The organism is Streptomyces sp. NPDC057565, from assembly GCF_042801455.1.
Taxonomy (GTDB): domain Bacteria; phylum Actinomycetota; class Actinomycetes; order Streptomycetales; family Streptomycetaceae; genus Streptomyces; species Streptomyces yanii.
Genome location: NZ_JBHVFU010000001.1, coordinates 146300 through 169736, shown reverse-complemented (window position 1 = coordinate 169736; position 23437 = coordinate 146300). Strand labels below are relative to the sequence as shown.

19 protein-coding genes are annotated in these 23437 nt (G+C 70.8%); 11 read left to right on the top strand and 8 right to left on the bottom strand.

The window, feature by feature from the left end:
* Positions 1-39: 39 nt before the first annotated feature.
* Positions 40-879: an MIP/aquaporin family protein gene (locus ACFU8W_RS00750; RefSeq protein WP_384030960.1), complete on the top strand. Its 840-nt coding sequence runs from the start codon at positions 40-42 to the stop codon at positions 877-879.
* A 90-nt stretch (positions 880-969) separates the two neighbouring features.
* On the opposite strand, the gene ACFU8W_RS00745 is transcribed toward ACFU8W_RS00750, so the two are convergent.
* The 3 genes from ACFU8W_RS00745 to ACFU8W_RS00735 form a co-directional block, all read right to left on the bottom strand.
* The gene (locus ACFU8W_RS00745; protein ID WP_384032070.1) at positions 970-1140 is read right to left on the bottom strand and encodes a hypothetical protein; all 171 of its coding nucleotides are present in this window, start codon (positions 1138-1140) and stop codon (positions 970-972) included.
* Positions 1076-1675, bottom strand: coding sequence for a nuclease-related domain-containing protein (locus tag ACFU8W_RS00740; RefSeq protein WP_384030959.1), 600 nt, complete (start codon positions 1673-1675; stop codon positions 1076-1078). The genes ACFU8W_RS00745 and ACFU8W_RS00740 overlap by 65 nt, the downstream gene beginning before the upstream one ends.
* A 140-nt stretch (positions 1676-1815) precedes the next feature.
* Positions 1816-2802 (bottom strand): NAD-dependent epimerase/dehydratase family protein, encoded by a 987-nt coding sequence (locus tag ACFU8W_RS00735; protein ID WP_384030957.1) that lies wholly within the window; start codon positions 2800-2802, stop codon positions 1816-1818.
* A gap of 500 nt (positions 2803-3302) precedes the next feature.
* On the opposite strand from ACFU8W_RS00735, the gene ACFU8W_RS00730 reads away from it, so the two are divergent.
* Positions 3303-3833: a lamin tail domain-containing protein gene (locus tag ACFU8W_RS00730; RefSeq protein ID WP_384030955.1), complete on the top strand. Its 531-nt coding sequence runs from the start codon at positions 3303-3305 to the stop codon at positions 3831-3833.
* 666 nt (positions 3834-4499) lie between these two features.
* Here ACFU8W_RS00730 and ACFU8W_RS00725 read toward each other — a convergent pair.
* Positions 4500-5108 (bottom strand): NIPSNAP family protein, encoded by a 609-nt coding sequence (locus ACFU8W_RS00725; protein WP_384030953.1) that lies wholly within the window; start codon positions 5106-5108, stop codon positions 4500-4502.
* 312 nt (positions 5109-5420) lie between these two features.
* Here ACFU8W_RS00725 and ACFU8W_RS00720 point away from each other — a divergent pair, with 312 nt between their 5' ends.
* The 3 genes from ACFU8W_RS00720 to rox all read left to right on the top strand — a co-directional run bounded on the left by ACFU8W_RS00720 (position 5421) and on the right by rox (position 10262).
* Positions 5421-6377 carry a hypothetical protein gene (locus ACFU8W_RS00720; protein ID WP_384030951.1) on the top strand — a complete coding sequence of 319 codons (957 nt, stop codon included), beginning with the start codon at positions 5421-5423 and terminating at the stop codon, positions 6375-6377.
* 1787 nt (positions 6378-8164) lie between these two features.
* Positions 8165-8347 carry a DUF6480 family protein gene (locus ACFU8W_RS00715; RefSeq protein ID WP_345515775.1) on the top strand — a complete coding sequence of 61 codons (183 nt, stop codon included), beginning with the start codon at positions 8165-8167 and terminating at the stop codon, positions 8345-8347.
* A gap of 487 nt (positions 8348-8834) precedes the next feature.
* Positions 8835-10262 (top strand): rifampin monooxygenase, encoded by a 1428-nt coding sequence (gene rox / locus ACFU8W_RS00710; protein ID WP_384030949.1) that lies wholly within the window; start codon positions 8835-8837, stop codon positions 10260-10262.
* A gap of 319 nt (positions 10263-10581) precedes the next feature.
* Here the strand turns inward: rox and ACFU8W_RS00705 are convergent, their stop codons facing one another.
* The 3 genes from ACFU8W_RS00705 to ACFU8W_RS00695 form a co-directional block, all read right to left on the bottom strand.
* A complete protein-coding gene (locus ACFU8W_RS00705; RefSeq protein WP_384030947.1) occupies positions 10582-11925 on the bottom strand; it encodes a carboxylesterase/lipase family protein in 1344 nt (447 codons plus the stop codon).
* Between the two features lie 227 nt (positions 11926-12152).
* Positions 12153-13547: an NAD(P)/FAD-dependent oxidoreductase gene (locus ACFU8W_RS00700; RefSeq protein WP_384030945.1), complete on the bottom strand. Its 1395-nt coding sequence runs from the start codon at positions 13545-13547 to the stop codon at positions 12153-12155.
* A 559-nt stretch (positions 13548-14106) separates the two neighbouring features.
* Positions 14107-14871 (bottom strand): TetR/AcrR family transcriptional regulator, encoded by a 765-nt coding sequence (locus ACFU8W_RS00695; RefSeq protein WP_384030943.1) that lies wholly within the window; start codon positions 14869-14871, stop codon positions 14107-14109.
* Positions 14872-14963: 92 nt separating this feature from the next.
* Between ACFU8W_RS00695 and ACFU8W_RS00690 the strand changes: the two genes are divergently transcribed.
* Entirely contained in the window at positions 14964-16598 is a 1635-nt protein-coding gene (locus ACFU8W_RS00690; protein ID WP_384030941.1) for an amidohydrolase, read from the top strand.
* A 120-nt stretch (positions 16599-16718) separates the two neighbouring features.
* Here the strand turns inward: ACFU8W_RS00690 and ACFU8W_RS00685 are convergent, their stop codons facing one another.
* On the bottom strand, positions 16719-17771 hold the full coding sequence (locus tag ACFU8W_RS00685) for a LacI family DNA-binding transcriptional regulator (RefSeq protein WP_384030939.1): 1053 nt from the start codon (positions 17769-17771) through the stop codon (positions 16719-16721).
* Between the two features lie 130 nt (positions 17772-17901).
* Between ACFU8W_RS00685 and ACFU8W_RS00680 the strand changes: the two genes are divergently transcribed.
* From ACFU8W_RS00680 to ACFU8W_RS00660, 5 genes are read left to right on the top strand one after another with little or no spacing between them, the layout of a single operon-like run.
* The gene (locus ACFU8W_RS00680) at positions 17902-19545 is read left to right on the top strand and encodes an ABC transporter substrate-binding protein (protein WP_384030937.1); all 1644 of its coding nucleotides are present in this window, start codon (positions 17902-17904) and stop codon (positions 19543-19545) included.
* On the top strand, positions 19542-20495 hold the full coding sequence (locus ACFU8W_RS00675) for an ABC transporter permease (RefSeq protein ID WP_345515823.1): 954 nt from the start codon (positions 19542-19544) through the stop codon (positions 20493-20495). Before ACFU8W_RS00680 ends, ACFU8W_RS00675 begins: the two co-directional genes overlap by 4 nt.
* Complete coding sequence (locus ACFU8W_RS00670; protein WP_384030934.1) at positions 20492-21379, top strand: ABC transporter permease; 888 nt, start codon at positions 20492-20494, stop codon at positions 21377-21379. The genes ACFU8W_RS00675 and ACFU8W_RS00670 overlap by 4 nt, the downstream gene beginning before the upstream one ends.
* Positions 21380-21384: 5 nt before the next feature.
* Entirely contained in the window at positions 21385-22392 is a 1008-nt protein-coding gene (locus ACFU8W_RS00665; RefSeq protein WP_384030932.1) for an ABC transporter ATP-binding protein, read from the top strand.
* A complete protein-coding gene (locus ACFU8W_RS00660; RefSeq protein WP_384030930.1) occupies positions 22389-23201 on the top strand; it encodes an ABC transporter ATP-binding protein in 813 nt (270 codons plus the stop codon). Before ACFU8W_RS00665 ends, ACFU8W_RS00660 begins: the two co-directional genes overlap by 4 nt.
* The last annotated feature ends 236 nt before the right edge of the window (positions 23202-23437 follow it).

Sequence of the window (23437 nt, the reverse complement as noted above, 5' to 3'; positions counted from 1 at the left end):
GGAATCCTGAATCCGCTCTTTCAGCCCTGAAGGATCACCATGCCAGAAACTCCCGCATCGCCAAACGGATCAAGACCGACCGGCCGAGAAGGTAAACCCTCTCCGTCGCCGGCAGTGATCGTGGGTCACAGTTCTCTGGAATTCCTCCTGGCGTTTGTGCTGCTATTTGGTGTCACCACGATCGTCCGGTGGGTGATAGGGCCGTCCTATATTTCTGATGCGATCAATCAGATTCATCTGCAGTTGCTGATTGTCGGCGTGGCCGTCGGGCTACTCATTGCCGCTCTCATCCTCAGCCGGCCGGGCCGGATAAGTGGCGGGCACATCAATCCGGCAATCTCCTTCGCAATGTGGCGTTTCGGTGTCTTCCCGGGAGTGTCCGTGGTCCCCTACATCGTGGCGCAGCTCATCGGATCCGTTCTCGGAGTACTCCTGGCCGGCGCCGTGTGGGGACCCGCAGCCACGAAGCCTCCGACCTCCTACGCCCTGCTGCAGCCCGGCGCAGGCTGGACGGCAGCCGAGTTGTTCGTCGCCGAAGCCGCCAGCATGGGTGTCATCGTCTGTCTCGTCGGGTTCTTCCTGCAGTCTCCCCGCCTGGCACCCCTGGTCCCCGGCCTGGTCGGACTGCTGATCGGCGCAGCGATCGCCCTACTGGGCACCACCACGGGAGGCTCAGTCAACCCGGCACGCCAGTTCGGGCCGGCCGTGGTGTCCTGGCAGCTGTCGTTCTTGTGGGTGTACCTGCTCGCCCCCATGGTGGGCGCTCTCATCGCAGCCTTCGCCCTTGACCGGGTGAACAAGCACCGCACCGTGCTCACCCATCGACTGTGCGGCACCGAGAAAAGCGGCGCGCCCTTGAAAGAACCACGTGCTGACTGAATCGGGGAGGCGCTCATTGTCCAGCCCGAAAGGCTGAGTTCAGAGGAGGCTGCAGCGTCGGGTGTCCACTTCGTCGCGGCCTTGGCCGGGTCACTTCCTTCGGTACGGCTTGAAGAGGCGGGCGGCGAGCCGGCCGGGGTGCGGGCCGGTAGCGGCCTTGCGGCGGCCGAGGGTTCGGAGGACGGGCACGAGGCGGTCAGCCGGGACGATGCGGATGCCGTCGAAGACCAGCTCTCCGCCATCGATCGGGGCGCCCTCCATGGAGACGATCGAGATGACAGGGGCAGCCGAGGGCGTCGGCGAGCGAGCGGACTTCGTGCCGGATGCCGCGCAGCCGCTCGGTGACGTCGACCTGGCCGTGCAAAAGGCGGCCAGCGACGCCCCGCAACCGGTAGCGGGCGGACCACCGCTTGCTGTCGACCACAAAGACCACTCCGGTCCGCGAGACGACCAGGTGGTCGACGTTCGCCCGGCCGGTGAGAAGCGCGCGGTCGTGGAGGACGGTCCAGCCTCGCCAGGCCAAGGACTTGAGGCGCTCCGCGGTGGCTTTCTCTCCCGCCGCCCCTGCATCCCACTGCTTCGCCTGTCGACCGCGTGCGGTCTGGATGCCGACCAGGTCGGCGAGACGAACCAGCGGGCTGCGGAGGCGGCGGGCCTGGGCGGCGGCCGACGAGCCCGCGCCGGGCCGCTGCGACGGGCCGCGGGGTGGCCCGACGCGACTGGTCGGCGTGGGGGGGCCTCGGAGTCGGCCGACCCCCTCACCGCCCTCGTTGGCGCCCGGGCCTTCGGCGACCATCTCACCGCCGCCGTTCCGGACCTCGTCGACCGCGCGCAGCTCGACCGCGCCGGGGCCGGCCGGCGGATCACCGATGCGGCCGACGCCGGCGACCCGTCGGATCCTCCACCCCGGTTCGCGCGGCGCGCCGCCGCGCCCCGCTACCTCAGCGCGTCCAGGAGAACACGCTCACGCTCGGTGCTCAGGCCGGCCCGGCGAGGTCGGTCGAGACCCTCTTTCCGCTCCCACCGCAGCGCGTCCGCCAGAAGCTGGGCTCTGGGCCGGTGTCGCAGCCCGGCCGCGCTCGCTGCGGCGCCGTTGCGGGCGCTGAAGCCGGCCCAGTCCGGGTCGGCCATCCACATCGCGAGCGACTCCGGGCCCATGAACTGACCCACTTCCTGCCCGAGCAACCAGTCGGGGTCGGCCTCCACCACCGGCCCGGTGTGCCCGCCGATTTCCCGCGACAGTGCGACCCACTCCCCGAAGGGCACGATCGGGCCGACCGCGTTGTACGTTCCGGTCGTCCCCTTCTCCGCACAGTCGAGCAGCCACGCCGCGAGATCCCGCGCGTCGACCGCCTGCGTCGGGATGCCGGGGGAAGCCGGCACCAGCAGCGGCGCCAGCGGGTCGCGTGCCGCGCGGCCGACCCAGTAGCCGGTGCGGCCGCTGTGGTCGCCCGGGCCGCCGATCAGTCCCGCCCGCGCGATGAGAAGGCGGCCGCCCACCGCGGCCGTCGAGGCTTCCTCACAGGCCACCTTGGCCTCCCCGTACTCCTCGCGGTCGACCTCGTCCCGCTCGGACGCCGGGAGCAGTTCCGCCGACTCGTCCGCGTCCGGCTCCGCGTGAGAGGCGTACGCACTGACCGACGACACGTACGACCAGTGGCCTGCCCGCTCGCCGAGCGCCGCCAGCGCCCCACGGACGAAACCCGGCTGCCACGACACCTCGACCACGGCGCCCCAGTCCCGGCCCGCCAGTCCTTCGTATGCCGACGGGTCGCGCCGGTCCGCGGCGACCAGCGCCGCACCCTCTGCCACTTCGCCGCTCTCTCCGCGGGCCAGGCAGGTCACCCGATGCCCGCGTTCCAGTGCCTGCCGCGAGACCTCGCGGCCCACCCACGCCGTTCCACCCAGTACCAAGATCTCCATCGGCCCACTCAAACAGGGCCCTTGAGCCTGCGTGCCCTGCTTCGCCGAGAGCGGAGCGGCCCGCCGGGAAGAGCTCCGGTCTCCGCACCAGCTGGATCTGTCACTGCCGACGACTCGGCGAACTGTCGCGTGGGTGTGTGACCATCGCGCCGCTGTCCGAATTATCAAGTATTGCGCCTGTTACCCGATTGGTGCGGTGTTGGTGATGGAGGACGGTGCGGAGCGGCGGGGTGCGCCAGGGGCCGGAAAGGGCTTGCCGCCGAGCCCGGCCGGAATGGATGCCACTCCCAGTGAATGTCAGGGGCACGCCTACACGGGGTGCGTGACCGTTACAGTTGCCAGTTACCGAAATGTCCGCATTGTGTAACGGGGGTCGAAGTCTCCGCCGGCGCCGGGGCGGGTGTTCCAAGGTGTGGGTCCTCGGCTTGTTGGGCCGGGACCCGTATCGCGCAGCATGGCCCTTCTCCGGACCTGGGCGCCTCTGACGTGAGGGGACATCAGTGTCTGCTTCCCCTACCGTCCGTCGTCTCGTCGCCACCGGTCTGGCGACCGGATCCGCCGTCGCCGTGGCGGCGATGCCGGCGTCCGCCGACGACGGCCACCAGCGGGGCCGTCACCACCAGGATTACTCCAGGGTGGTACTCGGTGACATCCAGTACAACAGCCCGGGCCGTGACAACTACTCCAACCGTTCGCTGAACGCGGAGTGGGTCGAGGTCACCAACACCGGTCGCCGGGCGGTGAATCTGGACGGGTGGACGCTGTCGGACAGGGACGGCAACCGATACCGCTTCGATGACCTGCGCCTGGCCGGCCAGGCCACGGTCCGGGTCCACACCGGCTATGGCCGTGACACCCGCACCGATGTCTACCAGGACCGCAGCGACTACGTCTGGGGCAACCACTCCGACCGCGCCACGCTGCGCAACGACGACGGCCGGGTCGTCGACACCGAATCCTGGGGCCGTGACCGCGACCGCGACCACCGCTACGGCAACCACCGCTACGGCGACCGTTGGAACCGCCGCTGACCCGACCCCAGCCCGCCACTGACCGCGGGCGCTCCTCAGGAACCAGTGGCGTGCCGCCGTCCCCCGCCCCGGGGTGGCGGCACGCCACTCGCGCGCTCACCGGTGTTCTTGCGGGCAGAGGTTCGCCGGGGCAGCACGGACCGGACACGCACCGAGACCCTGGTGCGTGCATCCTGTGGGTTGGTCCATAGCCGCGCACGCTACGTTCAACAACGCACGCACACGACAGGCACGGGGTGTCCGGCCGACGCTGTCACCTGATCAAAGCGAAAGCTCTCTGCCTTCGCGACCCGGGCCGGCTGCGACGGTCACAGTCGACAGCGAGTGTCGACGACTCCGGACAGCGGTTGCCGATCCTGGGCTTCCGGGACGCCCGAACACGCCCCGTACAGGGACGCCCCGCCGCCCTGCGATGCCACCACATCCGACGCCGCGCCCTGATCCACCAGGAATGACGGGACAGCCGGGCGCCCATTCTGTGAGCTCCTCCTAGGGCGTGTGTCGGAAGTCCCGCCGTCCGCCCGAAGGGTGGGCCCGGCGGCGTCCGGTACGTGCGATCGCAGGGCGGAGGGTCGTCCTCGTACTGGACGTACGTGGACGAGCCCGACAACGCAGCGAGCGTGCGTGGCGGGCATCGCGGGGCAGGCGGGACTTCCGACACACGCCCTAGGACCGCCGCCCCCGGACGGGCTCCAGCCGTAGCTGCTGCGGAGCCGATTTCAGATGGGCCGAGAGGTCCGGAAGGGGTGTTGCCTCCCCCGCCGTGAACCAGAGCATGACGTCCTCACCGGTACGGACCGGCAGTGCGGGGAAGTTGTTCTCCGCGTGCTCGGTGCGGTGGACCGCCTGCGGAGGAGCTCCGGCGGCGGTCAGCCGGGGTCTCAGGTACTGCTCGAAGTGGTCGGCGAAGGCCACGTCCAAGGGGTGGCAGATGGTCGCGACGACCGGCTTCGCGGCGTCAGGAGCCGCAAAGCCCGGTCCGCGCAGCAGGAGGACGTCGTCCGAGTTCAGCATGGTCGCATTGGCCGCCTCGCGGTGGGTCTGCCAGACGGGACCGTAGTAGAAGGCGTGCAGCGCTCGGGCCCGCGCAGTCATGTCCGGGAAGCTGCGCAGCCAGACGAAGCGGTCCGGGTCGTCCAGATCCCGGAACCGGCCGCCGACGGTGATACCGACCGCCTCCTGACCTCTGACGAACTCCTGCTCGAAGAGGTCGACCAGCGTGTCCCGGGCGCCCGGGTGCAGGGTGTACTGCCGGAGTTCGACTATGGCGTTCATGGCCGGGAAGTTAGCAGCGCTCCACTGACATCTCCTGTCAGTAGAAACTGGCATGCGCAAGCGGCCCACGCATGACCGCAGGGGCCCACCCGGCCCGGAGCCGGACCGTCCTTGGCCGAGAAGGACCGGAGCTCGCCGTCCAGCAGGGCCCGGACGAACGGGGTGAGGCCGTGCAGGATCGGCGAATGTGACGGTCCGGGTGAAGCCTTTCGCCCAGACGTGAAAGGCCATGCGGTCGCGGGGCGCCCTGGGCAGGCTCTCAAGCGTCCCCGAGCGGCGGGGCCCACCCATGTGTACCCGGAGGTCGCAACGATGCCCGGCACCAACCGTCTTCTGTGTCTCGGCGCCTCGGTCCTGCTGGCCGGCCTGGCAGCCCGACCCATCCCGGCTGTCGCGCACGATCTGCCGCGCACCTATGTCGTCGCACGGTCCCCAGGGGTCTTGCCCGAGGGGATCGCGATCGACGGCGACGGCACGATGTACGTGTCCTCCGACGGCACCGGCGCACTGTACCGGGGGAACGTCCACGCCCCCCGCCTGCGTCCCTTCCGCGCGGACGGCGTCGAGGACCGTACGAGCACCCTGGGGGTGCACACCGATGCCCAGGGTCGGGTCTTCTCGGTGGGAGGCGCCGAGTTGACCGTCCACGACCGCCGCGGGCGCCTGCTGGCCACGCTCACCGCACAGAGCGGACCGCTCGGCGCGCCCGACCTCAACGACCTTGTGATCACCGAGGACGCCGTCTACGTCACGGACTGGGCCAATCCCGTCGTGCACCGCGCCGAGATCCACGACGGCGAACTCGGGCCCCTGGAGCCCTGGCTCGACATCCGCTCCGCCTTCCCCCAGTTCCCGGCGCAGTACTGGCTGCTGAACGGCATCGTGGCGGACCGGTCGGGGCGAACCCTGCTGGTGGCCTCCAACGGAACGGAGGCCGTGTGGCGGGTCGACGTCGCCACCCGGGAAGTGGGTCAACTGGATCTGGGCGGGGCGTCCTTCGGTGCCGACGGCATGCTGCTGCGCGGACGAACGTTGTACGCGGTGCTCAACTACGGCGCCCCGAGCGGGGTCTACGTCGCCTCGCTCGACGAGGAGCTGCGCACCGGATCGGTGACCCACCGGATCACGGGCGAGCCGTTCGACCTGCCCACCACGCTGGCCCGCCACGGCTGCCGGCTCTACGTGGTGAACAGCCAGAACGACGACCCCCCGGGGGAGCCCCCGTTCACCGTGAGCGCGATCGACGACCCGGTCTGCGACCGTCCCTGACTCGATCTTTCACCTGCGCGGTGCGGTCGTGGGGTCGCTGACTTCTTCCGTCGCGGTTTCGCGGTGCCTGGTTTGCGGACTGTGTGGACGTCGTGGCGTGGGGCGGGCCGGATGTTCTCGCGGCCTGATGGTCGTCCGGGGATCGAGTCGACCCGGTCCCGTTGCCGTGACCTGGTCACCGGAACCGTACGCGTGCAGATGGTCGGAAAATCTCTGCCCCGCGGCGGCTTCGGCGCCCGCTGCGCCGAGGAGGGCATGCCCACCTGGATCTCACCCCCCGGGCGCAGGACCGCCACCGGCCCCAGGTCGCGGAAGCGCGGGTGTGGGCGATTCCGTCAGGGCGAGTGGATGTCTGCGTGCAACGGCAACGAGGCGGTCAGCCGATACACACAGCGATCAGGCAGATCTGATTCGGAGATGTCGGATCACCCGGCGACGTGATCGGCAGGAGGTTCACAGCCGATGGTCCTGCGTCGGGGCGTTCGGCGGCAGCGGGCGAGGTCGTCTCCGGGGCCTGGGCCGGGGTGTCGGCGTTGCCGACGTGCGTCGCGTCTGCCGACTCGGGTGTGGTGTGCGGCGTTGCGCTCGGGTTCACGGGAGACGGGGCCGTGGCGGCGGCCTTCGGCTGCCGGCTCGTCGTCCCCGTGTGAGGGGCGGCAACGGTGGCGCTCCGCTGTCGGCTCGTTGTCGTGGGTGGGTGAGGGTCGGGATGCCGCGAAACCTGGGTGTCCGGTTGCTCCGATACCGAGTCGGTGGTCGCTGTCCGGGGTGTGGCCGCGGTCACCGGCTCCGGCGGTGAGGCTGCGTGTGTGTGGCTGCTGGAAGGCCTGGTGGACGGCAGCGCGGCAACGGTCAGGCCGCCACCGACAAGGGCAACGGCCGTTGCGGCCGCGGCCCGACGCTTGTTCTTCTTCCAACGTGCCAGCTGCCGACGCCGAGCCGCCCGGCCCTGTCCGGTGGAGGCAGTGCCTTCGTGGCCGCTGATCGAACCAGCGCCCGAGGCATCCACCGCGTCTCCGAATGCGCCGCTGCCGATCGGTTCGGCATCGGAGTGCTGAGTGCCGAGGTAGGACACCGGAGCGGACATCTCCTCCGCGCTCCATGCCTGCCTGGTCGTCGCAGTAGAGGCGGCCGCGCCGGGGAGGCGCTGGGCGGGCGGGGCAATGTCGGGAGCGTATGCGCCGCACCCCGGACACACGAGTGCCCCATTGAGAATCCGGCGGCACGCGGAGCAGTAGTCCATCTGCGATCTTTCTGTGCTGGCTGCGCCGCCAGGGATGCCGGCGACCTGTCTCGGGCTTTCGCACGCGGGATCGAGCGGGCAGCAACGCTACTGGCACCCGCCGAAGATGATGCGCAGCCCTTGTGACGCTGCTGCAAAGATCTACCGGCGGTGGCGCGGCCTTTGCATGGAGCGGGTGAAAGGAATCGAGCTCGGGCCCCGGGATCGGGAATTACGGATCCGGCCTGGCCGAGCGGGTCGCGTGTGTCGGCGTGCCCGGCCGGTCCTGAGGTCAGCGCATCGTGCGTGGTCCGGGGATGCAGGGGCGGGGTCCCTAACCCCCCGGGGGTACCCCGGGCCGACCTGGGCGGTCCGATGCGCACGATCGCTCTGGTCGTGCGGGGCGACGACCCTGCTGACGTGGCGCGTCCATGCTCGAACCGCGGGAGAATCGCGCTCCTTGTCGTCTGCAGAGTTACGCCCGCCGTTCCCCCGGCCGCGCGTACAGCGGGATCACCGCCCTGGGCCCCATGCGAACGGGATGCGAGCAAGAGAGGGTGGAGGCATGGCTATATCACTGAATCCCCCAGGGGAGACACCACCTGCCGAGGGCTCCATCAGCGAAGCCCACCAGGAACGCCCGGACGGAGGCATCTGGGAACACCCCGCCCTATGGGCAGGACTCATTCTGCTGGGATCGGTCATCTTTGCCGCGTTCTTCATCGCACGGATCTTCGGATACGGATGACCGGCCGGCCTCGGCGCCGGCAGGTGACCGGATCAGGCCTTGGCCGGCGTCGACCGCGGTGAGTATCGGGCAGAGGGCCGACGCCCCAGCGACGGTTCGGTCCCCCACGGGGTGGCGTCGCCGCCTGCGAGCAAGGCCGGGGCAAGGCCGGTCCGTCGGACACCGGATCCACCCGCTCGACGGACGCGACACAAAGCAAAGGCAAGGAGATTGCCCACTCCTTGCCACTCTCAACATATAGCGCACGGGGGGCCTTGCGGCAAGACCCCGGTCGTGCTGCAGAATCTCCGACCGAAGCCGGTACCTGAGGAAAACAGGGCTTCGCGAAATACGTGCGCTTTGTCGGCATATGGGTCTTGCGGGACGCGGACTGTCGGTGGGCGTCGAGGTGCGGTTGTGGGCACTCGGCACAGAGGTGCGGGTGTGCGCGCCGCCGCGCTACGCGGAGCAGCCGGCCGAAATGCACATGTGTTGACTGGGGGGTTTCATGATTGACGTGATCGTTGCCGGCGGCGGTCCGACCGGCTTGATGCTGGCCGGCGAGTTGCGGCTGCACGGCGTGCGCGTGCTCGTGCTGGACAAGGAGGCGGAGCCGACCGTGCAGTCCCGTGCGCAGGGTCTCCACGCGCGCAGTGTCGAGGTGATGGACCAGCGCGGTCTGCTGGAGCGATTCCTCTCGCTCGGCAAGAAGGTCACAGTCGGCGGCTTCTTCGCCGGCCTCGGCCAGACGTGGCCCGAGCGGCTGGACACGGCGCACTCGTACGTCCTCGCCATCCCGCAGCAGGTCACCGAACGCCTGCTGGCCGAGCACGCCACCGAACTCGGCACCGAGATCCGGCGCAGCTGCGAACTGGTCGGGCTGAGCCAGGACGAGCACGGGGTGACCGTCGAGCTGGCCGACGGCACGCAGCTTCGCTCGCGCTACCTCGTCGGCTGCGACGGCGGCCGCAGCACGGTGCGCAAGCTCCTCGGCATCGGGTTCCCCGGTGAGCCCTCCACGGTCGAGACGCTGCTGGGCGAGATGAAGCTGACCGCGTCGCCGGAGGAGCTGGCCGCCGTGGTGGCCGAAGTACGCAAGACCCAGACGCGGTTCGGCGTCATGCCCCAGGGCGACGGTACGTACCGCGTCATCGTGCCCGCCGAGGGGGTGGCCGAGGACCGTACGACCGCGCCAGCCCTCGATGAGTTCAAGCAGCAGCTGCGGGCGTACGCCGGCACCGACTTCGGCGCGCACTCACCGCGCTGGCTCTCCCGCTTCGGCAACGCCACCCGGCAGGCCGAGCGCTACCGGGTCGACCGGGTGCTGCTGGCCGGCGACGCGGCGCACATCCACCCGCCGACCGGCGGGCAGGGCCTCAACCTCGGTGTCCAGGACGCGTTCAACCTCGGCTGGAAACTGGCTGCCGCGGTGGGCGGCTGGGCGCCCGAGGGTCTCCTTGACAGCTACCACGCCGAACGGCACCCGGTGGCCGCCGACGTGCTGGACAACACCCGCGCACAGATGCAGCTGATGTCCACCGAGCCGGGACCCCGGGCAGTGCGCCGGCTGATGTCGGAGCTGATGGACTTCGAGGAGGTGAACCGGTACCTGATCGAGAAGATCACCGCGATCGAGGTCCGTTACGACTTCGGTGAGGGCCACGAACTCCTCGGCAAGCGGCTGCGGGACGTGGAGCTGAAGCGGGGGCGCCTCTACGAGCTGATGCACAGCGGCCGGGGACTGCTGCTCGACCAGACGGGCCGGCTCTCGGTGGCGGGCTGGGCGGATCGGGTCGACCACGTCGTCGACGTCAGCGAGGAACTGGACGTGCCCGCGGCGCTGCTGCGGCCGGACGGTCACGTGGCATGGGTCGGTGAAGATCAGGAGGAGCTGCTCGGCCGGCTGCCCAAGTGGTTCGGCACTGCCGTCGGCTGAGCACAGTCGTGGCTCGAAAAGGCGGGACCTGTCTCCGGCCGAGTCCGGCGCGGTCCGGTGCGTGACACCCGGTCCTGATGCTCGGGGTGATGGCGGCCGTGCGGGCGCCGGGCGGTCCCCGCGGGGCTCGCCGAACCGGCCTCCTGGTCGGCGATGTCGATGTCGAGTACGGCGACACGATGCCCGAACGCCGGCGTTCCGCGCTGCATCGGTCCTGAGCCCGGCGCTGCCCCGCAACAGCCGACGGCCTCGGCCCGGCCGCCACTCGGCGACCCCCGGGGCGCCGATGGTGACGGTCGGGCCGTATACAGCATGCTGTTCAGGTCAGCCATGTCTCACGTACGCGACGCAGTGGGTCGTGCAGTGTGCGGGGTTCGGTGGCCCATATGCGGGTCGCGCGGGTGTCGTGTGTGTAGGGCGGCCAGGCCGCGCCCGGGTCGACGTCGCGGACGAAACGGACCCAGGACGCGTGGATCGCGTCGGCGAGCTGCTGGGGCGGGTGGGCACCCACGGCCTCGGGGACGCCGGGGGCGTTCAGGAGGTCGAAGGCGAAGGGGATGTCCACGCAGTGATGCGCCAGGCCGTCGAAGGCCGGGGCCGTCGCGGTCCACTCGAACTGGTAGAGCCAGGTGGGGCAGGAGGCCCGGGCCCGGGCCTCGGCGATGGCGAGGGCAGGGGCTCGGAATACTTCGTCCGTGACGGACCGGCCCACCTCGGCGGGGCGGATCATGTGGAACTCGTGGGCGGTGAAGCCGATCATCAACGGCACGTCCGCGCCCGCCTGTTCGTGAAGGAGCGCCTCCGGCACGGGCCGGGGAATGAGCTCGCCGTCGGCAAAGGGCGCGAGGACCAGCATCGGGAGTGTGTCGCGGTCCGGGCCAGGCTCGCTCAACCGGTCCTGGAGGCGCAGGAGTTCGTCGTCCGTCAGGTCGCGCAGTGCCGCCGCTGCGGCCGGTGTGCCGGTGCGGGCGGTGAAGAGCGTCGACACCGCCTCGGCCACGTCTCTGCCCTGCGGCCGCATGACCGCGCCGGAAACAGAGATCGCCGCCCGGAACAGGCCCTGGGCCGCGGGCACGGCGAGCAGCGTCTGGACGGCGCCACCGCCTGCCGACTGGCCGGCGACGGTGACCTTTGCCGGGTCGCCGCCGAAGCGCGCGATGTTGTCGCGGACCCATTTCAGGGCGGCTATCCAGTCCCGTACACCCCGGTTGTCGGGGGCGTCCTCCAGGTGCAGGAAGCCCTCGATGCCGAGCCGGTAGCCGATCGACACCAGGACGACACCGTCCCGGTTGAACGCGGCCCCGTCGTACCAGGGACTGGCGGCCGAGCCGGCCACATACCCGCCGCCGTGGATCCAGACCAGGACCGGCAACGGCCGGGCGGGGGCGATGTCCGGCGTGAAGACGTTCAGGTTGAGCACCCCCGCGCCGGGGATCGACGGCTCGGGAATGGTCGTCACCTCGGCGAACGGGCGGCGCTGAGCCGTCGGCCCGTACGCCGTGGCGTCCAGCGGCTCCGTCCACGGCTCGGGCGGCACCGGCGCGGCGAAGCGGAGGTCGCCGACGGGCGGCCGGGCGTACGGGATGCCGAGGAAGCGCAGGCCGCCTTCACGGATCTCACCCCGCACAGGGCCGTGCCCGGTTCGGACGAGGGTGTCGGTCATGGGGAGAGGACTCCTGTGTGCGGCTCAGTTGCGGGGGGGGGGCGTCGTGTTCGACGACGCTGTGGATCTTCCGGAGCGTCTCGGGAACGGAGACCTTCACGCCGTACATGCGGACTGCACTTCGGGTGTGTACATGCCGGAACTCCTCAGCCATGCATCCCGGTGGGAGCAGGTCCGGTCGCGCGAAGGAGAATCAGCGGGAGGGTGGGGATGCGGACGGCCCGGCGTCAGCTGTCGAAGCCGAGGCCGAAGCGGTCGAGCGTCCTGAGCCAGAGGTTGCGCCGGCCCTCGTTGCGGTCGGCGCGCGCCATCGACCACTTGGTGATGCCGATTCCCGCCGCTCGGACCGGCTCCGGCGGGAACGGAAGCGGCTTGCGGCGGACGAGCTGGAGCTCGGTCCGCGCGGTGTGTTCGCCCGCGAGAAGGTCGAGCATGACCTCGGCGCCGAACCGAGTGGCGCCGACGCCGAGGCCCGTGAACCCGGCCGCGTAGGCGACCTTCCCATGGTGACTCGTGTCAAAGAACACGCAGAAACGGGTGGAGGTGTCGATGGCACCGCCCCAGGCGTGGGTGAACCGGACCCCGTCCAACTGCGGAAAGGTCGTGAAGAAGTGCCGGGCGAGGGTGGCGAAGGTCTCGGGCCGCTGGTCGTGCTCGGCGCGAACCCGGCCGCCGTAGCGGTAGACGGCGTCGTAGCCGCCCCACAGGATGCGGTTGTCCGCGGAGAGCCTGACGTAGTGGAACTGGTTGGCGCTGTCCGCGAAGCCCTGCCGATTGCGCCAGCCGACGGAGGCGAGTTGCTGTTCGGTCAGCGGCTCGGTCATGAGGGCGTAGTCGTACACGGGGACGGTGTACGGGCGGTGGCGTCGGAGCACGGAGGGGTAGGCGTTGGTGGCCAGGGCGACGCGCCGGGCGCCGATCCGGCCGTAGGGAGTACGAACCGTGATCCCGACGCCGCGCTCGTCGAGCGAGGTGGCGGGTGTGTGCTCGTGGATACGGACGCCGAGGTCGAGGCAGGCGCGCTTGAGCCCCCAGGCGAGCCGGGCCGGGTTGACCATGGCCACGTCGTCCTTGTTCCACAGGCCGCCGAGGAACGTCGGCGAGTCGATCTCGGCCCGGACGGCCTCGGCGTCGAGCAGCACCGGCTTGCCGCCGTAGCGGGTGAGGGCCTCGGCCTCTTCCTTCAGGCCGTCGACCTGATACGGCTCGGTGGCCACGATCAGGGAGCCCGTGCGCTCCCAGGAGCAGTCGATGCCGTGGCGTTCCACGGCTTCCTCGATGGCCTGGAGATTCTCGCGACCGAGCCGTTCCAGGAGGCCGATCTCCTCGGGCCAACGCTGGAGTCCGTTGTGCAGTCCGTGGGTGAGGCTGGCTTCGCAGAATCCGCCATTGCGGCCGGATGCGGCGCCGCCGGCCTCGTCCGCCTCGATGAGCACCACATCGGTGGACGGATCGCGCTCCTTGGCGACGAGGGCGGTCCACAGCCCGGTGTACCCGCCGCCGACCACGAGCAGGTCGCAGGTCGTATCGCCGACAAGGGCGGCCGCGGACTGCGGCCGACCGGGGTCGTCGAGCCAGAACGGGGTCGGTGCGGCGTCCCGGAGCGAGGCGAGGTGGTTCATGGGCGGACTCCTTCGGATCGCGGAGGTACAGGCCTCCGAAGTGCCGCTATGAGACCGTCCGCGGGACATCAAGGTCAATGGTGTTGACATAAGCGTCTCCGATGGCGTCGCACGCCTCAGTGGGTGCGAGGCCGTCGCCCCACCGGGCCAGGAAAGCACGGTCCCCCTCGGCGATCGCGTCGCCGTCGGAGGGGGTACGCAGCAGGGGCCCGGCCTCGGAGGGTGCGGCTGCCTCACCGTGGGAGGCCCCGATACGGTCCCCGAGCCCCGAACTCCGCGGCCAGGGGGCGACATCGGCCCGGCCGGGGGCCACCCACAAGGCCGCCCTGCAGGAGACCGAATCCGGCCCGGACGAGCCGCGGGGAAAGGTCGTGGCCACGCCTTCTGGAGCTCGGCTAAGGGCTGTCCCGTAATCCCTGGTGGATCAGCGCGCGGCGTCAGATGCGGTGCATCGCAAGGCGGAGGGGCGTCCTCATACTGGGTGTATTCGGGCGTTCCGACAACACAGCGAGGTGCCGTAGCTGTCGTCGTGCGCCCGCCAGGGATTGCGGGACAGCCCTTAGGCCCGGCTCGCGGGCCGTCGGGCCCGGGTGCGGGGGTCCCCGGAGCCGTCCGCCGGAACGCTTGCGGCGGGCAGGCGCGCCGCCATCGCATCAAGCATCAGTTCCAGAGCGAAGGGATAGCCACTGCCGCGCATGTCGTCGGCGAGCAGGGGCAAGGTCGCGGCGATGTTCGGGTGCGTGGTGGCCGGCAGTTTGCCGTACACCGCGTGCCAGACCTCCGCGTCCGCTTCGTGGGAGGCCTGCGGAAGGGCGAGAGCGGCGGCGTCCTGGGCCGCGAAGGCGAGGGCCTGGTCGACGAAGGCGTGGTACATCCGCACCACGAGAGGGTCCGGAAAGTTCGCCGAGCGCAGGACACCGAGGATCGTCTCAACGGCCCGGGTCTCGTGGGCGCGCCCGGTCGTGCGGTGCGCCGCCAGAAGGGCGGCCTGCGGGTTGGACCGGTAGGAGGCATGAATCCGCAGACCGATCGCACGGAGGTCGGCACGCCAGTCGCCGGTGGGCTCCCAGCCCTCCTGTGCGCGGCCGATGAGCTCGTCGGCGAGAGAGAGCAGCAGTGCGTCGGTGTTGCGGAAATACCGGTAGATGGCGCTGGGGTCGGCGCCCAGTGCGGCACCGAGCCGCCGTACCGAAAGTGCCTCCGCACCGTGCTGCGAGACCAGACGCAGCGCGGTCTCGACGATCATCCGTTCGGAGAGGACGGCGCCCTGCTTGGTCGGCCTGCGCCTGCGCCGCCCGCTTTCGGGAACCACACGTTCGACCATGCGGCGACCTTACGACAACACCATTGACGTGTAAATGACCGAGCAGCTTGCATGGCGCCCACCTGATGTTTCCTCACGTTCTGGAGCACCGTATGACCACGGCCGATCTGGTCTTCACCCGCGGCGCCGTCTTCACCGCCGATTCGGCCCGCACCCGGGCCACTTCACTCGCCGTCGTCGGCGACCGGATCGCCGCTGTCGGGCACGACGACGTGCACGAGCTCATCGGTCCCGGCACCGAAGTCGTCGACCTGCGGGGGAAGCTGCTGCTCCCCGGCTTCCAGGACGCCCACATCCACGCGGTGTTCGGCGGGACGGAGCTGGCCGAGTGCGACCTGACCGGCACCGTCGGCGTCGAGGAGTACCTGGACCGGATACGGGCCTACGCGAACGCCCACCCCGACCATCTGTGGATCACCGGCGGCGGGTGGTCGATGGAAAGCTTCGACGGTGGTCTGCCGACCCGGCAGTTGCTCGACTCCGTGGTCCCGGACCGGCCGGTCCTGCTGTCGAACCGTGACCACCACGGCGCGTGGGCCAACACCCGGGCGCTCGAGCTGGCCGGAATCACCGCCGCCACCCCCGACCCGGCCGACGGCCGCATCGAGCGCGAACCGGACGGTACGCCCAGCGGGATGCTCCAGGAGGGCGCCACGGCGCTGGTCTCCCGCCTGGTGCCGGCGAGCACCCCCGCGGACCGGCTCGCCGGTCTGCTGCGGGCCCAGAAGCTCCTGCACTCCCTCGGCGTCACCGGCTGGCAGGACGCCCTGCTCGGCGTGTTCAGCGGCAGGCCCGATCCGTCGGACGCCTATCTGACCGCCGCCCGCGACGGCTCGCTCACCGCCCGGGTCACCGGCGCGCTGTGGTGGGACCGCGAGCGCGGTGCCGAGCAGATCGACGAGCTGGTCGCACTGCGCGAGAAGTTGAGCCACGGACGGTTCCGGGCCCGTTCCGTGAAGATCATGCAGGACGGCATCGCCGAGAACTTCACCGCCGCGATGACCTCCCCGTATCTCGACGGCTGCGGATGCGCCACCGCCAACAGCGGCCTCAGTTTCGTCGACCCGCAGGAACTGCGCAGCCATGTCACCCGGCTCGACGCCCTTGACTTCCAGGTCCATTTCCACGCGCTCGGCGACCGGGCCGTCCGCGAGGCCCTCGACGCGATCGAGGCCGCCGTCGAGGCCAACGGGCACCGCGGCAACCGCCACCATCTCGCCCATCTCCAGGTCGTGCACCCCGACGACCTCGCTCGCTTCGCCCGGCTCGGTGCCATCGCGAACATCCAGCCGCTGTGGGCCGCCCACGAGCCCCAGATGGACGAACTGACCATCCCCTTCCTCGGCCCCGAGCGCGCGGCCTGGCAGTACCCGTTCGGCGACTTGCTGCGCGCGGGCGCCACCCTGGCCGCCGGGAGCGACTGGCCCGTCAGCAGCCCCGACCCGATCGAAGGCCTCCATGTGGCGGTGAACCGCATGGAGCCCGGCGCCACCGACGGCCGGGTCTTCCTCCCCGAGCAGCGCCTGGACCTGGCGACGGCCGTCGCCGCCTACACCGCGGGCACCGCCCATGTGAACGGCTTGGACGACACCGGCAGTCTGCGTCCCGGCAACCTCGCCGACCTGGTGGTCCTGGACCGCGACATCTTCACGGCGCCGCCGGAGGAGATCGCCGAGGCACGCGTCCTGCGGACCTACGTCGGTGGCACGCTCGTGCACGCCGCCTGAGCCTGCCGCCCGGGCCGGCTCAGCCTGGTGCCGTGACCGGCAATGTTTGCCTCATGAGGAGCGTCGTCCGGTGCGTGCGTGCTGGGCGGCGCGACGGGGCAAAGCTTGCCGGGAGGGGCACTAGCTCGTACGCAGCGAGGACGCCCGCACCTGGAGCCGGGTCGGCACCAGCAATCCGGACGGCCCGGCGTTCCCCTCTTCCAGCGCGGCGACAAGGAGCTCGATCCCGGCCTCCGCAACCTCCCGGGGCCCCAGGCTCAGCGTCGTCACCGGCGGCTGGGTGTGGACGGCCGTCGTGTCCTCGCTGACGCACACCAGGAGCAGATCGTCGGGTACGTCGTATCCGTGGCGGCGCGCCGCTTCCAGGACGAGCGGTGGACTGACCTCGGCCACGACGAGCAGGGCGTCCGGCCGGTCGGCCCCGGTCAGGGCGTCCTCCACGGCTCGTACGACCGGTCCGTTGCCGGCTGCGGCGGCGAGCACGACCTGCTCCGGCAGCTCCTGCGCGGCGGACCACTCGCGGTAGGCGGCAAGGACCCCCACGTGGAATCGCGTCGTACTGTCGGGCAGCACGAGCGCGGGCCGCCGGGCACCTTGCGCCTTGAGGTGGTCCAGTGTCTCGCGCACGGCCGCGGCGACGTCGACGTCGACCCAGTGCGCTCCCGGCCGTCCCTCGACGGAGCGGTCGGTGAACACCGGGATCCGGGCGGCGAGCAGGTCCTCCACGATGCGGTCGTCGGCGACAGGGTCGGCGACGATCACCGCGTCGAGCGGCAGGTCGGCCCACTCGCCGTGCAGCTCTCCCGCGGGCAGCAGCACCAGGGCGTAGCCGCGCTTGAGTGCGGCCGCCGCGGTGGCGCTCGTCAGCTGGGCGAAGTACGGCGACTCCAGGAACGCCCAGGGGGCACCGGCGAATTCGCCCACCACGTATCCGATCAGCCGGGCCCGTCCCGCTCGCAGTTGCCGCGCGGTGGCGTTGGGCCGGTAGCCCATCCTCCGCGCGGTCTCCCTGGCCTTCTCCCGTACGGCTGGGGAAAGCCGCCCGGTGCCGTTGAGGGCCGCCGAGACGGTGGTCTTGGACAGTCCCGCCTCGCGGGCCACGTCGACGAGCCGTACGCGCGGAGGTGTGGGTGGTGAGGAAGGCCAACCACGCCCCGAAGCAGCTTTTGTCATGGGCTGATGCTGCCACCCCCGCGACCTCAGCAAAACCGTTCCCGCAAAGCCTTGTGCGGGAACGTTCCCGCAACAATACTCGCTCCATTCCCCAGCGCCCGTCACTACACCCGTAAAGGGGTGGGTCTCCATGCGCATGCCCAGAGTCATCGCGCTGCTCGTCTGTTCCGTCGCCGTCGCGACCACCGCCACCGCCTGCTCCGGCGCCACAGGCCCCCGGTCCGCCGGCAACGGCGCCGGCCCCGCCTACCGGATCACCCCGACCTCACCGCCGGCGAAGGGCCCACTGGACTCGTTCACCTGGTCCCTCTACGCCGAGCCCTACACGCTCGACTACGCCCTCGCGTACGACTACCCGCCCAACACCGTGCTCGCCAACGTGTGCGAGCAGCTCCTGCGGGTCACGCCCGACATGAAGATCCAGCCCGGCCTCGCGGTCAAGTACACCCAGCCGGATCCAAAAACCCTGGTGTACACCCTGCGTCCGGGAGTGAAGTTCCACGACGGGACGACGATGACCGCCGACGACGTGGTCGCCTCCCTCAAGCGCCAGATGGCCCCGGCCACCGGCTCGCCCTGGGCGTCCTCGTTCAAGAACGTCAAGGCCATCGAGAAGACCGGCCCCCTGGAAGTGACAATCCGGCTCTCCAAGCCCGATGTCCTCCTCAACGAACTGATGGCCGCCTCCCCCGGCACCGTCGAGAGCGCTGCCTTCCTGGCCAAGGCCGGCAAGGGTTACGGCGGCCCCGGGGGCAAGGTCAACTGCACCGGCCCGTACGCCCTCACCGACTGGGCCCAGGGCGACACCATCACCCTCAAGAAGCACGCCGCGTACTGGGACCGGTCGCTGGCCCCGAAGGCCGACAAGGTGACGTTCACCTTCATCGAGGACCCGGCCGCCCGCTCCAACGCATTCCTCTCGGGTACCGCCGACGGCGGGTACATGGTGCCCTCCGCCTCGTTCGCGCAACTGCGCTCCAGCCGCAAGGGAAGCGTGCTGTTCGGCCCCAACACCGCCGCGGCCAACCTCGCCGTCCTCGACTTCAAGGGCACCCTCGGGGACCTCAAGGTCCGCAAGGCCCTGTCCATGGCGCTCGACCGCAAGAACATCATCAAGGCGGCCGCCGGCGGCATCGGCGTCCCCTCCAAGGCCCCTGCCGCGCGCGGCGCCTGGGCGCTGGCTCCGGAGAAGACCGACGGCTACTTCGACGCCCTGCCCGAGCCGGCGTACGACCTGAAGGCCGCGAAGAAGCTCGTTGTCGAGGCCGGCGCCACGGGCCGGAAAGTCACCGTGGCCACCAGTTCGCTCGCGCCCGAGATCAGTGTCGCCGCCAACGCCGTCCAGGCGGCCGGCCGGCAGATCGGCCTCGACGTCCAACTGAAAGCGGTCGCCCCGGAGGCGTACAGCAGCATCTTCGTCGACCCCAACGCCCGCAAGGGCCTCGACCTCGTCATCACCAACGGCTACGACAACACCCCCGACCCGCTGGAGTTCTACCAGTACCTGCGTACCGGCGACTTCGGGAACTACGGCAAGTGGTCCAACGCCGAGTACGACGCCGCGTTCGACCGGGCGAACGCGGAGGCCGATCCTGCCGCCCGCGCCGACCTGACCGCCGAGCTCCAAAGGATCGCGGTGCGCGAACTCCCGATCATCCCGCTGTACGAGTCGCCGTACTCGGTCTTCCTCGGCAGCCGCGTGACCGGCGCCCCCACCGGCATCGCGCAGTTGTACTACCCGTGGGCCGCAATGATCGGGGCCGCGAAGCCATGACCCGCTATCTCGTCGGACGGCTCCTCGGCCTCGCGACGGTGCTGTTCGTGACCTCCCTGGTGGTCTTCGGCACGGTCCACCTGGCCCCCGGCGATCCGGTGTCCTTCCTGCTGCACGGCCGCCCGGCGACGCCGGAGGCCACGGCGGCGCTGCGAGCCCAGTACCACCTGGACGACCCGCTGCCCCTGCAATACACGAAGTGGCTCGGAGGCGTGCTGCACGGCGACTTCGGCCGGTCCGCCCAGTTCCACCAGGACGTCGGCAGCCTCATCGGTTCCCGACTTCCGGGCACCGCCCTCCTGGTGGGATACGCGGCGCTGCTGGTCGCCGTCCTCGGTGTGGGGGCCGGTCTCCTTGCCGCGCTTCGCCCCGGCCCGGTGGACCGCGCGGTGCTCCTCGGCACGGGGGTGGCCACGGCGACGCCCTCCTTCGTGAGCGCCATGGCGCTCGTCTCGCTGTTCTCCGTCCAACTGGGCTGGTTCCCGGGACCGGGTGGCACCCCGGAGGGTTTCCCGGACCGGCTCTACCACCTCACGCTGCCCGCCTTCGCCCTGGCGCTGACCTTCGCGGGACTGCTCGCCCGGGTGACCCGCTCGGCGATGCTCGACGAACTCGGACGCGACCACGTCGAGGTGGCGCGCGCCCGCGGTGTCGCGCGTCGGGCCGTGATCCGCCGACACGTGCTGCGCAACGCGCTGGGCCCCGTCGTCACTGTCGGCGGCACGATGCTCGCCGGTCTGCTCATCAGCACCTCGATCGTCGAAACCGCCTTCGACGTGTCCGGCATCGGCTCCCTGCTCGTGCAGTCGGTGACGGCCAAGGACTTCGCCGTCGTGCAGGCGATCACGCTGCTCAGTGTGGCGGCCTTCGTCGTGGTGAACCTCGCTGTCGACCTGCTCGCCCCGGTCATCGACCCGCGGCTGTCCCTCCGGGGGGAAGGCTCCTCATGACCACCACAGCAACTCCCGCGGCCGGAACACCCGATACGCTGCGCCGCCGCCCCGGCCTGCGCGGCCTCCGGGTCCTCGGCCAGGGCCCCATGTTCACCGCAGCCGTCGTGGTCCTGGCCGCGCTCGTCCTGGTCGCCGTCCTGGCACCCGTCCTCGCACCGCACGACCCCGAGTCGCTCGACCTGTCGGCGAGTCTGGTCGGGACCACCGGAGACCACTTCCTGGGCACCGACCAATCGGGGCGCGACGTCCTGTCCCGGCTGATCCATGGCGCGCGGACCGGTCTGTTCGGACCGCTGCTCGTCGTCGGTGTCTCCACGCTCCTCGGCACCCTGCTCGGCGTGATCGCCGCCTGGCGGGGCGGCTGGGCGGACACGGTCCTCTCCCGGTCGATGGACATGGTCTTCGCGATCCCCGGACTGCTGCTCGCGATTCTCCTCGTGGCCGTGGTCGGCTCCGGCATGACCGCTCCGGTCATCGCCATGGCCGTGGCCTACACCCCGTATGTGGGACGGCTGGTGCGAAGCATCGCGCGCCAGGAGAAGGCCCGTCCGTACATCGAGTCCTACCGGGTGCAGGGGTGGTCCGGCTGGACGATCTGCCTGCGGCACCTGCTGCCCAACATCGCGCCCACGGTCCTCGCCCAGTCCGCGATGAACTTCGGGTACGCGCTGATGGACCTGGCGGCGCTCTCCTTCCTCGGCTTCGGTGTGCAGCCGCCCACCGCCGACTGGGGCGCCATGATCAACGAGGGCCAGTCGGCCCTCCAGCAGGGGGCGATGCTGCCCGCCCTCGCGCCGTCCGCGTGCATCGTGCTCGCCGTGGTGGCGTTCGGCATCGTCGGCGAGGGGCTCGCCGACCGGATCGCGAAGCGGGAACGGTGAGTGCCATGACCCAGGACAGCCCTCAGGTGCGAAGCACCGGGGACGGCTCCCCCGTACTCGACATCGACGGGCTCGGCGTACGGCTGCCGGACGGGCAGGCAGCCCGGCCGATCCTGGACGGCGTCAGTCTCCGGGTCCTGCCGGGGGAGACGGTCGGCCTGGTCGGCGAGTCCGGCTCCGGCAAGTCGGTTGCCTGCCGCAGTGTGCTGGGGCTGCTGCCCGCCGGGGCGCGGACGAGCGGGACGGTACGGGTCGCCGGCCGGGACGTGCTGACCATGAACCGTACGGAGCTTGCCGCACTGCGGGCCCGGCAGGTGGCCATGGTCTTCCAGGACCCGCGCGCCGCCGTCAATCCGCTGCGCCGGGTCGGTGACTTCGTCACCGAGGGGCTGCGCGCGTCCGGCCTGTCCGCCGCCGTGGCCACCACCCGGGCCGAGGCTCTCCTCGACGCCGTGGGCATCCGCGATCCGCGGGGCGCGCTTCGCCGCTTTCCGCACCAGTTCTCCGGCGGGATGCTCCAGCGGGTGGTCATCGCCGCGGCCCTCGCGAGCGAGCCCGCCCTGCTGGTCGCCGACGAACCGACCACGGCCCTGGACGTCACGACGCAGGCGGAGATCATCGCGATCCTCACGCGCCTGCGGGCCGAACAGGGCACCGGACTCCTCTTCGTCACCCACGATCTCGAACTGGCCTCGGCCATCTGCGACCGCGTGTACGTCATGTACGCGGGCCGGATCGTCGAGACCCGGGGCACCGACGAGTTGTTCGACCGGCCTCGCCATCCGTACACGTCGGGGCTGCTCGCCTGCACCCCCCGCATCGAACCGGGCGCACCGACCCCCCGGCCCATCCCCGGCCGTCCCGTCTCCCTCGCCGAGGCGCCGCCAGGGTGCGCCTTCGCGGCGCGCTGCGCGCACGCGCAGCCGCGCTGCTCCGAAGAGACCCCCGTACTGGCGCGGTACGGCGACGGTCTCACCGCGTGCCACCGCGCCGACGAAGGGATCACGCTGTGACCGGAACGACGAAGGGGCTCGTGGTCGACGGGCTGCGCAAACGGTACGGGGACCACACCGCCGTCGACGACGTGTCGTTCACCCTGGCACCCGGGTCCTCCCTGGCCGTCGTCGGAGAGTCCGGCAGCGGCAAGACGACGACCGTACGCATGCTGGTCGGCCTGGAGCGGCCGGACGGCGGCACCGTCCGCCTCGACGGCCGGGACCGGTCGGCCCGACCCCGGAACCGATCCGAACGACTGTCACGCGCCCGGGAGATCCAGATGGTCTTCCAGGACCCGTACCTCTCCCTCGACCCGCGGGTGACGGTGGCCGGCTGTGTCGAGGAGGTCCTGCGCCTCCACACCCGACTGAACGCGGACGCCCGTCGCTCCCGGGTCGCCGAACTGCTGAGCCAGGTCGGCCTCGGCGAACGGGAGGCCAAGGCCCTGCCCCGACGGCTCTCCGGCGGGCAGCGCCAGCGCGTCGCCATCGCCCGGGCCCTGGCGGTCGAACCCCGCGTCCTCATCCTCGACGAGGCGGTTGCAGCGCTCGACGTGTCCATCCAGGCCCAGATCCTCGATCTGCTCGCCGTGATCCGGCGCGAATCGGGGATCGGCTACCTCTTCGTCACCCACGACCTCGCCGTGGTCCGGCACATCGCCGAGGAAGTCATCGTGCTCAAATCGGGGCGGCTCGTGGAGGCCGGCCCGACGGACCGGGTGCTGAATGCCCCGGAACATCCCTACACACGCCTGCTCCTCGACTCCGTGCCCCGACGCGGCTGGAACCCGGCCCTCGCGGCACCGGGCCGCCGTGCCCTCGGCTGACGGACACCGCAGGGAACGCCGCCTCGCGGGACCCCGCGGCGGCGTTCCCTGCGTCTCGCCGGACCGCGTGCCCCGCGCCGACCACCGCTCGTGGGACAACCGGGCTTCACGCCGACGCGGTCAAGGAGCGTCGGCCCGCCCGTCGTCGCCCACCGGCTCCCAGGAACGATCAAGAGGCCGTGCCGGATTCCTCCGACACGGCCTCCGACCTGCGGCGGGTGCGGAGGACGTCGTGT

What these genes read in the sequence shown, in the direction of transcription:
- ACFU8W_RS00715 (WP_345515775.1), top strand. Translation starts at nt 8,165, where the DNA reads ATGGCTATATCACTGAATCCCCCAGGGGAGACACCACCTGCCGAGGGC.
- ACFU8W_RS00695 (WP_384030943.1), bottom strand. Translation starts at nt 14,871, where the DNA reads ATGGTCGAACGTGTGGTTCCCGAAAGCGGGCGGCGCAGGCGCAGGCCG.
- ACFU8W_RS00750 (WP_384030960.1), top strand. Translation starts at nt 40, where the DNA reads ATGCCAGAAACTCCCGCATCGCCAAACGGATCAAGACCGACCGGCCGA.
- ACFU8W_RS00680 (WP_384030937.1), top strand. Translation starts at nt 17,902, where the DNA reads ATGCGCATGCCCAGAGTCATCGCGCTGCTCGTCTGTTCCGTCGCCGTC.
- ACFU8W_RS00735 (WP_384030957.1), bottom strand. Translation starts at nt 2,802, where the DNA reads ATGGAGATCTTGGTACTGGGTGGAACGGCGTGGGTGGGCCGCGAGGTC.
- ACFU8W_RS00740 (WP_384030959.1), bottom strand. Translation starts at nt 1,675, where the DNA reads ATGGTCGCCGAAGGCCCGGGCGCCAACGAGGGCGGTGAGGGGGTCGGC.
- ACFU8W_RS00725 (WP_384030953.1), bottom strand. Translation starts at nt 5,108, where the DNA reads ATGAACGCCATAGTCGAACTCCGGCAGTACACCCTGCACCCGGGCGCC.
- ACFU8W_RS00685 (WP_384030939.1), bottom strand. Translation starts at nt 17,771, where the DNA reads ATGACAAAAGCTGCTTCGGGGCGTGGTTGGCCTTCCTCACCACCCACA.
- ACFU8W_RS00665 (WP_384030932.1), top strand. Translation starts at nt 21,385, where the DNA reads ATGACCCAGGACAGCCCTCAGGTGCGAAGCACCGGGGACGGCTCCCCC.
- rox (WP_384030949.1), top strand. Translation starts at nt 8,835, where the DNA reads ATGATTGACGTGATCGTTGCCGGCGGCGGTCCGACCGGCTTGATGCTG.
- ACFU8W_RS00720 (WP_384030951.1), top strand. Translation starts at nt 5,421, where the DNA reads ATGCCCGGCACCAACCGTCTTCTGTGTCTCGGCGCCTCGGTCCTGCTG.
- ACFU8W_RS00700 (WP_384030945.1), bottom strand. Translation starts at nt 13,547, where the DNA reads ATGAACCACCTCGCCTCGCTCCGGGACGCCGCACCGACCCCGTTCTGG.
- ACFU8W_RS00745 (WP_384032070.1), bottom strand. Translation starts at nt 1,140, where the DNA reads ATGGAGGGCGCCCCGATCGATGGCGGAGAGCTGGTCTTCGACGGCATC.
- ACFU8W_RS00705 (WP_384030947.1), bottom strand. Translation starts at nt 11,925, where the DNA reads ATGACCGACACCCTCGTCCGAACCGGGCACGGCCCTGTGCGGGGTGAG.
- ACFU8W_RS00690 (WP_384030941.1), top strand. Translation starts at nt 14,964, where the DNA reads ATGACCACGGCCGATCTGGTCTTCACCCGCGGCGCCGTCTTCACCGCC.
- ACFU8W_RS00675 (WP_345515823.1), top strand. Translation starts at nt 19,542, where the DNA reads ATGACCCGCTATCTCGTCGGACGGCTCCTCGGCCTCGCGACGGTGCTG.
- ACFU8W_RS00670 (WP_384030934.1), top strand. Translation starts at nt 20,492, where the DNA reads ATGACCACCACAGCAACTCCCGCGGCCGGAACACCCGATACGCTGCGC.